This window comes from Chitinophagales bacterium (assembly GCA_017303415.1).
Classification (GTDB): domain Bacteria; phylum Bacteroidota; class Bacteroidia; order Chitinophagales; family Chitinophagaceae; genus SpSt-398.
Genome location: JAFLBJ010000001.1, coordinates 2,565,885 through 2,581,399 on the forward strand (window position 1 = coordinate 2,565,885; position 15,515 = coordinate 2,581,399).

Annotated in this window: 14 protein-coding genes; 12 read left to right on the plus strand and 2 right to left on the minus strand. The window is 46.6% G+C overall.

The annotated features are described in order from the left end of the window. The first annotated feature begins 32 nt into the window (after positions 1-32). Entirely contained in the window at positions 33-1,616 is a 1,584-nt protein-coding gene (locus tag J0M30_11060) for a PDZ domain-containing protein (protein ID MBN8668033.1), read from the plus strand. Positions 1,617-1,897: 281 nt separating this feature from the next. On the opposite strand, the gene J0M30_11065 is transcribed toward J0M30_11060, so the two are convergent. Further along, a complete protein-coding gene (locus tag J0M30_11065; GenBank protein MBN8668034.1) occupies positions 1,898-2,257 on the minus strand; it encodes a hypothetical protein in 360 nt (119 codons plus the stop codon). A gap of 143 nt (positions 2,258-2,400) precedes the next feature. Between J0M30_11065 and J0M30_11070 the strand changes: the two genes are divergently transcribed. From J0M30_11070 to J0M30_11120, 11 genes are all read left to right on the plus strand, one after another. After that, a complete protein-coding gene (locus J0M30_11070) occupies positions 2,401-2,982 on the plus strand; it encodes an RNA polymerase sigma factor (protein ID MBN8668035.1) in 582 nt (193 codons plus the stop codon). 17 nt (positions 2,983-2,999) lie between these two features. Continuing rightward, entirely contained in the window at positions 3,000-3,509 is a 510-nt protein-coding gene (locus J0M30_11075; GenBank protein MBN8668036.1) for a hypothetical protein, read from the plus strand. 95 nt (positions 3,510-3,604) lie between these two features. Further along, positions 3,605-4,963, plus strand: a complete 1,359-nt coding sequence (locus J0M30_11080; GenBank protein ID MBN8668037.1) for a pyridoxal-phosphate dependent enzyme — start codon at positions 3,605-3,607, stop codon at positions 4,961-4,963. A gap of 717 nt (positions 4,964-5,680) precedes the next feature. Continuing rightward, positions 5,681-6,778: a hypothetical protein gene (locus J0M30_11085; GenBank protein ID MBN8668038.1), complete on the plus strand. Its 1,098-nt coding sequence runs from the start codon at positions 5,681-5,683 to the stop codon at positions 6,776-6,778. Between the two features lie 41 nt (positions 6,779-6,819). Beyond that, positions 6,820-7,887 carry a class II fructose-bisphosphate aldolase gene (fbaA, locus tag J0M30_11090; protein MBN8668039.1) on the plus strand — a complete coding sequence of 356 codons (1,068 nt, stop codon included), beginning with the start codon at positions 6,820-6,822 and terminating at the stop codon, positions 7,885-7,887. A gap of 194 nt (positions 7,888-8,081) precedes the next feature. Then, positions 8,082-8,894, plus strand: coding sequence for a serine acetyltransferase (locus J0M30_11095; protein ID MBN8668040.1), 813 nt, complete (start codon positions 8,082-8,084; stop codon positions 8,892-8,894). Between the two features lie 2 nt (positions 8,895-8,896). Further along, complete coding sequence (gene cysM / locus J0M30_11100) at positions 8,897-9,772, plus strand: cysteine synthase CysM (protein ID MBN8668041.1); 876 nt, start codon at positions 8,897-8,899, stop codon at positions 9,770-9,772. Positions 9,773-9,807: 35 nt separating this feature from the next. Then, positions 9,808-10,188, plus strand: a complete 381-nt coding sequence (locus tag J0M30_11105; protein MBN8668042.1) for a hypothetical protein — start codon at positions 9,808-9,810, stop codon at positions 10,186-10,188. Between the two features lie 373 nt (positions 10,189-10,561). Beyond that, positions 10,562-11,473, plus strand: coding sequence for an acetyl-CoA carboxylase carboxyltransferase subunit beta (locus J0M30_11110; protein MBN8668043.1), 912 nt, complete (start codon positions 10,562-10,564; stop codon positions 11,471-11,473). A 33-nt stretch (positions 11,474-11,506) separates the two neighbouring features. Further along, positions 11,507-11,941 (plus strand): SsrA-binding protein SmpB, encoded by a 435-nt coding sequence (gene smpB / locus J0M30_11115; protein MBN8668044.1) that lies wholly within the window; start codon positions 11,507-11,509, stop codon positions 11,939-11,941. A 54-nt stretch (positions 11,942-11,995) separates the two neighbouring features. Beyond that, positions 11,996-12,967, plus strand: a complete 972-nt coding sequence (locus J0M30_11120; protein MBN8668045.1) for a hypothetical protein — start codon at positions 11,996-11,998, stop codon at positions 12,965-12,967. On the opposite strand, the gene J0M30_11125 is transcribed toward J0M30_11120, so the two are convergent. Continuing rightward, positions 12,900-15,407 carry a DNA gyrase/topoisomerase IV subunit A gene (locus J0M30_11125; protein MBN8668046.1) on the minus strand — a complete coding sequence of 836 codons (2,508 nt, stop codon included), beginning with the start codon at positions 15,405-15,407 and terminating at the stop codon, positions 12,900-12,902. The genes J0M30_11120 and J0M30_11125 overlap by 68 nt on opposite strands. Positions 15,408-15,515 lie beyond the last annotated feature (108 nt).

Sequence of the window (15,515 nt, forward strand, 5' to 3'; positions counted from 1 at the left end):
TTTGCAAACAATTTACAAAGAAAGGCAAGACGATGAGGAATAAAAAATTACAGGTGTGGTTACCCCTCCTGTTCGCTGTAGTGCTGATAGGGGGAATGTATTTTGGCTTTCGCCTCCGCGAAACCACCCCCTCCGTGAGTGGATTTCTGAAACGGGACAAACGTTCCTCCCTTCAGGAGATCATGGATGTGGTAAAAACGAACTATGTGGATACGGTTCGTACCGATTCGATGCAATACGATGCCATCCAGGAAATGATCAACCACCTGGACCCCCACTCGGTCTATATCCCTTCCAGCAACCTGCAACAGGTGAATGAAGAAATTGCCGGAAATTTTGAGGGTATCGGAATCGAGTTCAATATCTTTTTTGATACTATTCATGTCCTGTATGTCCTTCCCGGAGGGCCCAGCGACAAAGCAGGGCTTCATGTGGGTGACCGGATCCTACGCATTGACAGTACCGAGGTAGCTGGAAAAAATATGTTGGGTGACCAGGTTAGAAAAATGGTCAGAGGCGAAGGGGGCACTTCGGTCAAAGTACAGGTATTACGCGGCAACAATAAGCAAGAGATGACCATCACCCGCGGAAGGATACCGGTGCCGGCTGTGGACGCCGCGTATTTATTGGCCGATTCAGTTGGTTATATCAAACTCAATAAATTCTCAGAATCCTCCTATCGGGAGTTTATGCAGGCACTGGAGTCTCTTCAGAAAAAAGGGCTCAAAAAACTCGTTTTTGACCTTCGGGACAATGGAGGTGGATTGCTGGACCAGGCAGTGAACATTGTGGATGAATTCCTCGATGGCGAAAAACTGATCGTTTATACGGAAGGGACGCATTCCAAACGACGCGACTATAAATGCCGTCGAAACGGATTATTTGAGACAGGAGAACTTGTTATCCTGATCAATGAATTGTCGGCCAGTGCGAGTGAGGTAGTAGCAGGTGCCTTACAAGACTGGGACCGGGCAAAGATCATAGGCCGTCGTTCCTTTGGAAAAGGATTGGTACAGGAACAATTTCCTTTGAGTGATGGCTCGGCTCTTCGCCTCACCATCGCCCGCTATTATACCCCGGCTGGTCGGAGCATTCAACGGCCCTATGAAAATGGACGGAAAGAATACATTGAGGAAATCTGGGAAAGATATGGCAATGGGGAAATGCTAAGTGCTGACAGCAATAAGATCGCCAATGGCAAGACCTATAAAACCATTGTAAAGAAAAGACCGGTATATGGTGGCGGGGGAATCATGCCTGATCTTTTTGTAGCCATTGATACAAGTCATATTGCCGGGAATGTGGCGGATTTTCTCTATGATATCCAGTTTAGCAGTTTTGTTTACAATTACTATATCCAGAACCGCCAGCAGATCGATCAGTTTCCTTCACCGGAGGCTTTTCGGAAAGGATTTAAAACACCCAATCAGCTTTGGAAAGACCTCGTAATTGAGGCGGCAAAAGACACTCTTGATCTGAATAAAGTGACCGCGCATGATAAGGAGGCGGTGCTTAAACGCTTTACGGCCAGTCTCGCCCGCTATAAGTGGAGAAATACCGGATTTTATGAAGTGATAAATGGTACGGATCCGGTGGTGAAGGCAGCAATGAAGTGAGGTGAGAGTTTCGTGAGGCGTGAGGCGTGAGGCGTGAGACGTGAGGCGTGAGACGTGAGGCGTGAGACGTGAGACGTGAGGCGTGAGACGTGAGGCGTGAGACGTGAATAGTGAATAGTGAATGGTGAATAGGTTTTTGATATTGATAATATTGGCAATCAATTATAAGTTTACCAGATTCACTATTCACCATTCACCATTCACCATTCACCATTCACTATTCACTATTCACTATTCACCATTCACCTCTCACGCCTCACGAAACTCACGCCTCACGAATTTCACGCTTCACGCCCCCCTTTATCCAACAACTCTTTCTTCTCGATCCGATACGAAGCTACCAGTCCGGCGCCACCACCGATGGCGATCAGGGCAAAGTATAATCCGGCGGGTTCAACTTCATAAGGCAATGTATAGGTATCCAGCAGATAGGCGATGAGGAGACCAACACCGGCACCCAGGAAAAGCAAACCATTTTTCAGGTTGCGATAGGGGGCGGGACGGTTAGCGAACTCTTTGGGATTCAATCCCTTCTCGATCATTGCCATATTCTCGCGGCTTTTCAGATAGACGATCCCAAACACCATTGCAAATGCTCCCAGAGGAATCAGGATGGGGATCAACATTTCAGCGCCATGCATAATTGTAAGTTTTGAATTTAATAAATTGTGTTGCTTTTGGGAATATGACTACGGGTGAAGATCGGAGGTTACAGCTTTTTTTAGAAATTATAGATTTCACTAAACTGTAACCCAAGCACCTTAAACAGCGTCTAAACTAACAGATGACCACCGGACTTAATGATAATGAGCTCATTAGCAGGGTACTGCAGGGAGATCAGGCCGCATTTGCCGACCTGGTGGAGCAGTATAAAGGATATGTTTTCACCCTGGTGCTGCGTTTTATCAAGAGTCGGGAGGAAGCGGAGGAAATAGCTCAGGATATATTTATAAAGGCCTACCGAAACCTGGCTGACTTTCGGGGGGCATCTAAATTCAGCACCTGGCTGTACACCATCGTCAACACCACCTGCATCACCCACCTGAGAAAGAAGAAACTGGAGATCCATTCGCTGGATAATGAACATGTATTTGAAAGGGCAGACAATATTGATTCGGGATTTAGCGCTAATCAGGTAGAACATAAATCGAAACTGGACATGGTGACCCGGGCCATCAAAATGTTGAGTCCCGACGATGCCGAAGTGATCACCCTGTTCTACAAAGCGGAACAAAGTTTGGAAGAGATCGGACAGATCATGGGTTTGGAGCCCAATACTGTTAAAGTACGATTGCACCGGGCAAGACAAAGACTGAAAGAGAAAATGGAAACACATTTTGCACAAGAAATAAGTGACCTTCATTAATTATAAATAAAGCGTGTATGGAACCGAAGGAAATCATGGAACAGCAACTCTGGGAATACATTGATGGTATCTCATCTCCGGCCGAAAAAAGCCAGATCGAGCAACTTATCGCCTCCCAGCAGGAATGGAAGGAGAAATATCAGGAACTGCTGGAAACCCAGCAATGGATCCGATCTGTGGAAATAGAAGAACCCTCCCTGCGGTTTACTAAAAACGTCATGGAGGAAATCGCCAGGCATCAGATCGCCCCGGCAGCAGGCAAGTATATCAATAAAAAGATCATCTGGGGTATTGCAGCCTTTTTTATCACCCTGATACTGGCCTTTACAATTTATGCCATTGCCCAGATCGACTGGACAGACCCGGGTAGCTCAAACCTGTCCGTGGGAATGGATAAGGTAGACCTGAGCAAGATCTTTAATAATACTTTCGTCAACGTGTTCATGATGGCTAACGCGATACTGGGACTTATGCTCCTCGACCGCTACCTGGCCAATCAACGAGATAAAAAACATAAAGAAGCTTAATGTTCATTGCATTAAGTCCGGTAGGCCCTTTCTGTTCGCAGGGAGGGCCTTTTTTTTTGTAATCCCTACCTTTGCCCCTACCCAACGATGCACCCATGAATATTAAGAACAACATTCTCGAAACGATTGGCAATACTCCCTTGATCCGTTTGAACAAGATTACCCGCGATCTCCCTTGTCTGGTGGCGGCCAAAGTCGATTATTTTAATCCGGGTAATTCCATCAAAGACCGGATGGCGCTGAAGATGGTAGAAGTGGCAGAAAAAGAAGGTAAACTCAAACCCGGTGGCACCATCATTGAATGTACCTCGGGAAATACCGGAATGGGCCTGGCCCTGGCTGCGGTGGTCAAAGGCTATAAGTGCATTTTCGCTACCACCGATAAGCAATCCAAGGAAAAAGTAGATATCCTGAAAGCCGTAGGTGCCGAAGTGATCGTGTGCCCGACCAATGTAGAACCCGATGACCCGCAAAGCTATTATTCAGTTGCCCGCCGCTTGCACCAGGAGATTCCCAATTCTTTTTTCTGTAATCAATACGATAATCTGGCCAACCGGTTGGCCCACTATGAAAGTACGGGCCCGGAGATCTGGGAGCAAACGGATGGAAAGATCACTCACCTGGTGGTTACGGCCGGTACCGGAGGAACCGTGACCGGAACGGCTCAATTCCTGAAGGAGAAAAATCCCAATATCCAGATTTGGGCCATTGATGTCTACGGTTCCCTGCTTACCAAATACTTCCGGACAGGGGTTGCCGATATGAAAGAAGTACACCCTTATTTTTCTGAAGGCTTTGGAGAGGACTTCGTCCCCGAGAATTATGACATGAGTGTGATCGACCACTTTGAACAGGTAACGGACAAGGATGGAGCTATTATGGCCCGTAAACTGGCCCGTGAAGAAGGTATATTCTGTGGCTATTCCGCAGGCAGTTGTGTTCAGGGGCTGATACAATTAAAAGACCGGTTGAAAAAGGACGATCTCGTGGTCTGTATCTTCCATGACCACGGCAGCCGCTATGTGGGCAAGGTTTACAATGACCAATGGATGATCGAAAGGGGCTTTTTAGATGTAAAGACCTTTAAGGATATCATCAGCTCGCGTGGCTCCAAAAAACTCATCACCCTCACCCCCGAACAAACCGTAGCCGAAGCAGTTGCTTTGATGAAGAAATATGATATTGAACATATCCCGGTCATGAACGAAGCACAACTGGTAGGCGCGATCAGCGAAAGTGGTTTGTTTCAAAAATTATTTGATAACCCCGATCTGCGAAAAGAAAAAGTAGCCTCCTTCCTTGAAGCGCCCTACCCGCTGGTTGACTTCTCCACGCCCGTGGAGCGACTAAGCGGAATGATCAATAAAGGCAATGGAGCAGTGTTGGCTAGGGATGAAGCCGGCCATTTTCATATTGTCACCAAGTATGATTTGCTACAGGCGTTGACGAAGTAGGGCGGAGGACAGATGACGGAGGACGGATGACGGAGGACAGATGACGGAGGTTGCTGTGCGAGACCTCTGGTCTCGCACGATTATCTTGTCGCCTCTGGCGACGCGATTAAAGACAAATACCATCTTAATAATATGCAGTTTTTTGTCGCCAGAGGCGACGGGAGAACGGTGCGAGACCAGAGGTCTCGCACAGCAACCTCCGCCATCCAACATCCAACATCCTTCATCTGTCATCTGTCCTCAGTCATCTGTCATCCGTCCTCCGTCATCTGTCATCTGTCATCTGTCATCAGTCATCTCCCCCCCCCCATCGTAATCTTACGTTCCCCAGCCAAGCAGTTCTACCTAATCCGCATGTTGTTTCTATCGTTAAAAAAATTAGAAATTTTGCTCTATGCGGTTAATCTCATCCGATATACTTTTGTGTCAGAAGTTGATTGATAGAAATATCGATCTCAATCCAAATCCAAAAAAACCAGCGTTAAACGAACCATCCAACATCCTTTTAAAAAACCAGAGAAAAATCCAATATCAGTCAACTTCTTTTTTTCTCTATCCTTTGAAGACCTACCGATCCGATCCTGAAGAACCACATTGACAGTCCCGTTTTATCCAATCCTTTGAAGACATCCAGATCCTGGAAAACCGAATTCAATCGTTGAGGCCCAAAAAAAGAATTCTCCTTTACTTTCCTTAATTTCCCTCCCGGTGCATTTCATGGACAATACGAGCAACCGGGAGGGAAAGGAAAGTGACAAACCATCCCGAAAGAAACCGATGTACCCGGTTTCGGCGAACCTGCGCTCTTACCTGAAAAATGTCGGCCGGGATATCAAACTACCCGTCAGCTATCGTGATCTTCATCAATTCACCTTTTCAGTTCCCTTACGGGATAAATTTGGCAAAGAGACCCTTTGGGAAAAGACCCTATATGATAGTCGGGAATGGGACTATATCCGGAAGGGTTTACTGGACATTTATGCCATTTTAAAGACCGAGGGCGACCTTCGTTTTACCAAACACCTCGATGTAGCCCGGATTGACTATTGCACCTTTGGGAATTCAAACCCCTTCCGCATCCGGATCGTCAATAAGTACAACGACAACTACGATCATTACTACATTAAAATTGCCGATGCGTCGCGTATTTATGGACTGGAACTGGAACATCTCCTCTCCCCCAACCGGATGCATTTTTTTACCCACCAGGATACCATGGTGGAAGAACATATTGCCGGCATTCCCGGGGATGTCTTTATCCGGGATATGATGAATGACGCCTCCACAAATAAAATCAGGCTGGCCAAGGAATTTGTCAAATTTAACGAACGTTGTTTCGTACGACTTTTGGGCGATATGCGGAGTTACAATTTTATCATAGATATTACGCCTGATATCGAGGATTATCAATACCGTATCCGGGCCATCGATTTTGACCAGCAATGCTACGAAGGCCGGAAGAACCTCTATCTCCCCCAATTTTTTAAAGAGAATTACCCCCTTGTGGAGCTGACCTTGCGCCACCTTAATAACGATTCGATCCAACAGTACCAGACCGAAGAAAGGACAATGATGGCTTTTCGGTTAACCTCCTCCCGTTACCGTCTGATGGACCTGCTGCAGATCATGGGCAAGGACGAACTTTCCACCCCTGTAAAGACGGAGCAATTAAAAACAGAGTTGAATGCCTATTTTGGAAACACCTATTATTCCAAGGCCAAAACCATGGGTCAGGTCGTAAAGACACATATGAAACAGACCCTGCGTAAAAACCTGCTTCTTCTGCAGAAGCAATCGGGCAGGTTCAATGATTAAAGTCACAAATGCGTTATCTTCGCCACGCAAAAACATAGACAATGAGCAAATACAAAGCCGGCGTGTTGTTTGGTGAAGAACTCGAAGCACTCCTCAATGACGCCAAAGCCAACCAATTCGCCCTTCCTGCCGTAAATACTACCGGCACAAACTCCATCAATGCCACCCTTGAAACGGCGGCCAAAGTCAATTCACCTGTTATCATTCAATTCTCAAACGGTGGTGCACAATTCATCGCCGGCAAGGGAATGCCCAACGATAAATTGCAAGGCAATATTCAGGGAGCGATCTCCGGCGCCCTGCATATTCATAATGTTGCCAAATATTACGGAGTACCTGTTGTACTGCACACCGATCATGCCGCCAAAAAATGGCTGCCCTGGATCAGTGGATTGATCGATGCGGGTGAAGCCTTTTATAAAGAAAAAGGGCAACCTCTCTTCAGCAGCCACATGCTTGACCTCAGTGAAGAACCATTGGAGGAAAATGTATCCACATCCGTTGAGTTTTTCAAACGCATGAAACCCCTGGGCATGGCCATTGAGATCGAACTGGGTGTGACCGGTGGAGAAGAGGACGGGGTGGATAACAGCGATGTGGAAAATGATAAACTTTACACCCAACCTGCGCACGTAGCGTATGCCTACACAGAATTAGGTAAAGTGGGTAATCTGTTCACCATTGCCGCTGCCTTTGGTAATGTACATGGTGTATATAAACCCGGTAACGTTGAGCTTCGTCCGGTGATCCTGCACAATAGCCAGGTGTATATTGAAAAAGAACTTAAGACAGGGCCTAAACCCGTCTACTTTGTATTCCATGGTGGAAGTGGCAGCCCGCAGCATCAGATCCGTGAAGCCATCGGTTATGGCGCCATTAAGATGAATATTGACACCGACCTTCAGTGGGCTTTCTGGGAAGGGATCTTGGGTTATTATCAGAAAAATGAAGCCTACCTTCAAGGTCAGCTGGGTAATCCCGAAGGCGAGGATAAACCCAACAAAAAATATTATGATCCACGTGTTTGGTTGCGCAAAGGGGAAGAGTCCTTTATCAAAAGGCTTGAAACCGCTTTTGTGGACCTCAACTGTATCAACCGGAATGCGTGAGGGATGTGAGGCGTGAGGCGTGAGGCGTGGGGAGTGAGGCGTGAGACGTGAGACGTGAATAGTGAATAGTGAATGTTCAATTGTTTGACTTTTAACATTTAACTTACAACTTAAAACTTATTTTCACTATTCACTATTCACTATTCACCATTCACGCCTCACGTTTCACGTCTCACGACTGACGCCTCACGACTATGAAAAAGACCTTCTACTCCACCCTGTTGCAACAGCACCAATCCATGGAAGCTGTCCCCTCTAACCAGGCGATCGGTAGTTTTGTGGATGACCTGATCGGGTTAATGTTTCCAGAAAAGACCGAACAGGATATTCAGGGATTGGAGGATATTGAAAAAGGTTTTCTTGACCTGGAGGCCGGATTGATTCGGCTATTTGAATCCACACGTGCCTGCAAGCAATGTGACAATGCAGAGAAAGCTGCACAATTCTTTGAGGTAGTTCCAGAACTTTACAGACTGCTTAATACCGATATTGAAGCGCTTTTGAGTGGTGACCCGGCAGCCAGAAGCCGGTTTGAGATCATTCGTGCTTACCCGGGGTTTTTAGCGGTCGCCTTTTATCGTATTGCTCACGCTTTGTATCAATTGGATATTCCTTTTCTTCCCCGCATCATTACCGAGATCGCTCATTCAAGAACGGGTATTGATATTCACCCGGCAGCCCAGGTTGGAGAGTATTTTTTTATTGATCATGGCACCGGAACGGTGATTGGAGAAACTACCCGCATAGGTAACCATGTAAAGCTCTATCAGGGCGTGACCCTGGGTGCATTAAGTGTAGATAAAGAAATGGCCGATACCAAACGGCACCCGACAGTAGAAGATCATGTCATTATTTATTCCGGCGCTACCATACTAGGCGGACAAACCGTGATCGGGCATCATAGTGTTATCGGAGGAAATGTTTGGCTAACCAAGAGTGTTCCTCCCCGGTCAACGGTTTACCACCGGGCCCAGATCGACGTGGTTGAACAACCCAAATCCTTATAAATATGGCGAGCATCATTGACCTGGTGGGTGGAACACCAATGGTTGAATTGAAAAAATTGAACCCCAACCCTGCTGTACGCATATTTGCGAAACTGGAAGGAAACAATCCGGGCGGAAGTGTAAAAGATCGACCCGCCCTGAATATGATCCGTTCGGCCATTGAACGGGGAGAGATAAAAGCGGGAAGTAAATTGATCGAAGCAACCAGTGGCAATACGGGTATAGCCCTCGCGATGATTGCACGTTTATATGATCTCGAGATAGAATTGGTGATGCCCTCTTCATCCACAAGGGAAAGAACACTTACCATGGAAGCCTACGGCGCACATGTCACCCTGCTGGATTCCATTGAAGCATGCCGTGATTATGCGGACGCAACAGCCGCATCCGGCAAGGCATTTATACTGAACCAGTTTGCCAATCCAGATAATTATCTGGCGCATTATAAAACAACAGGGCCGGAAATTTGGAAGGATACCGGAGGAAAGATCACCCATTTTGTCAGTTCCATGGGGACAACTGGCACAATTATGGGATGTTCCAGGTATCTGAAAGAACAGAACGAGAAAATACAGATCGTAGGTTGCCAGCCAACGGAAGAATCTTCAATTCCAGGTATTCGCCGTTGGCCAAAAGAATACCTGCCAAAGATTTTTGAACCCGAACGCGTTGACCGTGTGATGGATGTTTCCCAGGAGGAAGCGACTCAAATGGCACGCAAATTAGCAAAGCAGGAAGCCATCTTTTCGGGTATGAGCAGTGGTGGAGCTGCTGCCGCCTCGATCCGTTTGGCAAATGAATTAACGGAAGGGTGTATTGTTTTTATCGCGTGCGACAGAGGCGACCGATATTTAAGTAGTGAACTTTTTGGAGGCTAGGCAACCTCATCGTTCCACATTCCGTTCCAATATTTATGAAAACGAAAATCATCATCACCATCCTGGCATGTGCCAGTCTGCTTTATTCCTGTTCCAAAGGCGGCGATAGTTCCGGCGGCGGATCAGGCAGTGGAAACGGAAACGGTAACCCTCCCGATCCTTGTGACGGTGTAGCCGCTTCATTCTCGGCCAACGTAATGCCTATCATTCAATCTTCCTGTGCCTTGAGCGGATGCCATATCACAGGCAGCTTTAATGGCCCTGGCCAATTGACCAATTATACAGAAGTCTTCAACGCAAGAGCCCAGATACGCTCGGCTGTGAATAGCGGTATTATGCCCAAAACCGGTAGTCTTACTGCTGCGCAAAAGGCCAGTATCATTTGCTGGATCGATAAGGGAGCTGCGAATAACTAGCGAGGGACGTGAGTTTCGTGAGGCGTGAGACGTGAGTTTCGTGAGACGTGAGACGTGAGTTTCGTCAGAGGTGAATAGAGAATAGTGAATGGTCAACAGTTTGACTATTAACTTTTATCTTACAAGTTAAAACTTATTTTCACTATTCACTATTCACTATTCACTATTCACCATTCACCCTTCACCCTTCACCATTCACATCTCACGCCTCACGTCTCACGTCTCACGCCTCACGTCTCACGTCTCACGTCTCACGCCTCACGTCTCCCGCCTCACGCCTCACGCCTCACCTCCCACGTCTCCCGCCTCCCGCCTACCCCCCAGCCCAAAATCCCCCACATTCCCTATATTTGTTGCCACAATTTGAAAGGTTATGGCAAAACAGGTAGAAGATTTTGACGCCAGCCTGGCGGGGGAAGAAGGAAAAGAGAGTAACCGGACCAGTTGGTTCAGACGGATCAGAAAAGGTATCCTTACTTCGACAGAAGATAAAAAGGAGACCCCGGAAGGTCTTTGGACCAAATGCCCCCATTGTAATCATATCTGCACGGCCTCCGATCTCAAAGACAATTATTTTGTTTGCCCCAAATGCTCCTATCATCACCGGATCGGGAGTGAAGAATATTATTCCCAGATTTTTGACGATGGGCAATACACCGAATTGTTTGAAAATATCCGCTCCAAAGACTTCCTCGGATTCACTGACCTGAAACCTTACAACAAGCGTCTGGAAGAGACCTGGAGTAAGACTGACCTGAAGGATTCGATGCGGGTAGCGGTTGGCCGTATCAATGGACATGAGGCGGTTGTAGCCTGTATGGATTTTGAATTTATTGGTGGAAGCCTGGGCAGTGTGATGGGTGAAAAATTTGCACGAGCCGTTGATCATTGCATTCAACACCATCTCCCCTATGTGGTCATCAGCAAAAGTGGTGGTGCCCGTATGATGGAAAGTGCATTTTCCCTGATGCAGTTGGCCAAAACAAGCGGCAAACTTTCACAACTTTCCGATGCCGGTCTTCCCTATATCTCTTTGCTCACTGACCCGACCTTTGGTGGAATTTCCGCCAGCTTTGGTATGCTGGGTGACCTGAATATCGCCGAACCCGGTGCATTGATCGGATTCGCCGGTCCCAGGGTCATCAAAGAAACCATTAAAAAAGACCTTCCGGATGGCTTTCAACGAAGCGAATTCCTGCTGGAGCATGGGTTCCTCGATTTTATTGTCAACCGGAAAGAACTGAAGGAAAAACTGGCGACTGTTTTCCTGATGTTCCGAAATTAAAGGGCCCTTTTCCCCTTGCCTATTACCTCCCTCATGGAATTAAAGAACCGACAGGCCTTCTACGAATATTTTATTGACGACAAGTACGTTGCCGGTATGGTATTGACGGGCACGGAGGTCAAATCATTGCGGGCTGGCAGGGCGAGTTTCAACGACAGTTATTGCCTCTTGCATAAAGGGGAGGTCTGGATACGGTCACTCCATATAGCCGAATACTCCCACGGTACAGTCAACAACCATGACCCCCTTCGGGAAAGAAAGCTCCTGCTTCAGAAAAGGGAGATCCGTAAGATCGAAGCCAAACTGAAGGAAAAAGGTTATACCCTGGTACCCCTCCGGATCTATTTCAATGAAAAAAACCTTGTTAAGATCGAGATCGGGCTTGGAAGAGGGAAAAAACTCCATGATAAGCGCGACACGATCAAAAAAAGAGAGGCCGACCGGGAAATGAAACGGTACAGTGGGTAATAAACCCCCTAAACCACCGTTTTAAAGGTGCACGATTTTTGCAGTTTCCCCTTGATGAAAAAATGGATCCTCATTTTCCTTATCCTGTCGCTGGCAGGCTCCCCATCGCACGCTCAATCCGTGGAAGGATATTGGTATGGGAATGCCAATGTAAAAGTGAACAGCTCCGCAAATAATTATCTTGTAGAACTTATCCTGAAACAGAACGGAAACAACATCACGGGCGTATTAAGCTATTATTTCAAGAACACATTTCGTAGCTTTTCCGTTAAAGGAACATATAACCCTTATTCCCGGTTACTTTTTATAAAAGAAATACCCCTCTCCTACTATGGCTCCATGGCCAATATGGATGTGGATTGTATCATGGATATGGCTGCTAAACTCCGGGTCGCTAAGGCTGGTTCCAACCTGATCGGTTCTTTTGAAAGTCTGCCCCAATTCAAATATACCTGCCCCCGGGTGGAGTTCTCCCTTAACCTGAACCGGGACATTTCAAACCAGGATTCAGTCATTCATGCAATTCGTACCATGAAGGAAACATTTCAGGTATGGAAGCCCGATGAAGCAGATACACTGGTGGCGGTTAAAATCCAACCCCGAAAAGTGATCAATTATTTTATCGACAACCAATTTAAACAAAGGGAAAAGGAATATGTCCAGGAGATCATCGCGCAGTCTGATACCGTTCAGGTAGACTTCTATGACAATGGAGAAATTGACGGGGATTCGATTTCTGTTTTCCTGAATAACCAGGTTATCGCTTTTGGGCAACGTTTGAGTACCCGTTCCATACATTTTGATATCCCCCTCGATCAATCTCGCGAATTCAACGAGATCAGCATGTTTGCAGAGAACCTGGGTGTGATCGCCCCTAATACCGCCCTCATGATCGTTACAGACGGAACCAAAAGGTATGAGATCCGACTTTCAAGTACACTGGAGAAATCTGCCACGATCAAAATAGTTCGCCCTGGGTCTCGTCCTTCTTCTTCTTCTCCCACTCCATCTCCACGCTCTTACTGAAGTCAAGCAATTTATTCCCAACGGCTTTCCAACCCATGACCTCGACCACCTTATCAATTTTAAACTTCCCTTTTCGTACCTGTGCTCCCCGTCCCTGTTGTACCGCCAATACAGGTTCAGCTTCCGTTGTTACGGCTTCGAGGTAATTGCCTTTCCCTTCTTTGATAAAGAGGAATTTGCTCTTCAAGGTAGAGGTTTCAATACGGAACCTTTTGACATTGTACTGTTTTTTCTCATTGTCCACATAGATCGCAGAAACAATACAATCCGGATTGAATTTTTCAATCAGCAAAATATTCTCTGTATCAAAACGCTGCGTCAATTCCTGATCGGTGATCTCATAGTTACCGTCACGGAAAATGACCAGTATACGGTCATCGGCTTCAAACATACCGAGGTACATCCCCTTCTCATCAGCATTTAACCGGCCAAACTTATCGTCATACCACATTTTCTTCCCGGCAAGTGTAGCTTTTCCGGCTTCTTTAAATTTAACCGACTTGATGGGGTATTTGGTTACCGTATTTCCCAGGCTGCTGCGGCCTTTGATGGCCAGCTCTTCAAAATAAAAATCAAACTCTTTGATACGGGCCTTGCTTCCGGGAGTAAGCAATACTTTTACCACTTCCGCTTCTCCATTGGGGTTAATAGAGAGGTATTGTACCTTGCTTTTCTCACTTCCTTTTGTCAGGTCGTATTCCTTGTCGCGGGTTACACCGGTTACATTGAAGCGTTTGGCAAAACTCACACCTGTCTTCCCATCTGAGTAGATCATGTTGTAGGTGGTACGCTCATCATTTTTCTGAAATACCGCGGCATGCAGGATATCCTTTCCGATAAAGGCTTTATCCTGCACTTTCACCACTTTCATCACCCCGTTCTTCGCAATGACGATGATGTCATCCAGGTCAGAACACTCGCACACAAATTCATCTTTTCGCAAGGCAGTTCCAATAAAACCCTCTTCCCGGTTCATGTAAAGACGCGTATTAGCGATCAGTACCTGTTTAGCTTCGATCACTTCAAACTGCTTGATCTCAGTTTTTCTTTCCCTACCCTTCCCGTATTTGGTTAACAGGTTCTCAAAATACGCTACCGCAAAATCGACGAGATTGGCCAGATCAAATTTTACCTGTTTGATCTCGGCTTCCAGTTTTTTGATCTGGTCATTCAGTTCATCAATATCCAACCGGTAGATACGCCGAACGGGTTTCTCGGTCAGTTTGAGAATATCCTCACGGGTAACATCCCTCTTCAATTGTTTGCGGAAAGGAACAAAGGCTTTATCAATGGCTTCGATCACCTTATCCCAGGTATCATGCTTTTTCTCTAATTCCTTGTATATCTTCTCTTCAAAGAATATTTTTTCCAGTGAGGTATAATGCCACTTTTCCTGTAATTCAGCCAGCTTGATTTTCAACTCCTGTTCCAGCAGATCCTTTGTTTTGTCCACTGACAACCGGAGCAGATCCTGAACTCCCAGGAATTGCGGTTTTTGGTCAACGATCACACAGGCATTGGGCGAAATGGACACTTCACAATCGGTGAACTTGTACAAGGCATCTATCGTGATATCGGGAGAAATACCCGGGGCCAGATCAACCTGAATTTCCACATCGGCCGCGGTGTTGTCTGTTACTTTTCTGATTTTGATCTTTCCCTGGTCATTGGCCTTGACGATAGAGTCCATCAATTGCGTGGTCGTTACGCCATAGGGAACACTCTTTATAAGTAGGGTTTTCTTATCGGATTCTTCAATGTGGGCACGCACTTTAATTCTTCCGCCGCGTTTTCCCTGGTTATAATCTGTCACATCGATCATGCCACCGGTTTGAAAATCGGGTACCAGGTCAAACCGTTTCCCGCGCAGGTATTTGATCGAAGCCTCAATCAACTCGCAAAAGTTATGCGGCATGATTTTGGTCGACAATCCCACCGCAATTCCATCAGCCCCTTGTGCCAGCAACAGTGGGAATTTCATTGGAAGAGCAACGGGCTCATTTTTTCGGCCATCATAACTTAATTGCCATTGGGTGGTTTTTGGATTAAAGGCCACTTCCAACGCAAATTTGGAGAGGCGTGCTTCGATATACCGGGCTGCAGCGGCATCATCACCAGTACGCACATCGCCCCAGTTACCCTGCGTATCAATGAGCAGGTCCTTCTGGCCCAAATTGACCAATGCATCTCCAATACTTGCATCGCCATGCGGGTGATATTGCATGGCTTGCCCAATGATATTGGCCACTTTATTGAAACGGCCATCATCCATTTCCTTCATGGCATGAAGGATGCGTCGCTGTACAGGTTTCAGTCCATCCTCCACCGCAGGCACAGCTCGTTCCAAGATCACATAGGAGGCATACTCCAGGAACCAGCTTTTGTATTGGCCATGTATCCCTGATTCGTTGCCTGTGATGTCGGGTTTTGTATTTTTCACGAGGGGGGGGGTGTTTTAAATTGTTTATTATTTTAGATCGTGAAACGTGAGACGTGATTCGTGAGAGGTGACTCACGCCTCACGTCTCACGTCTCACATCTCACGTCT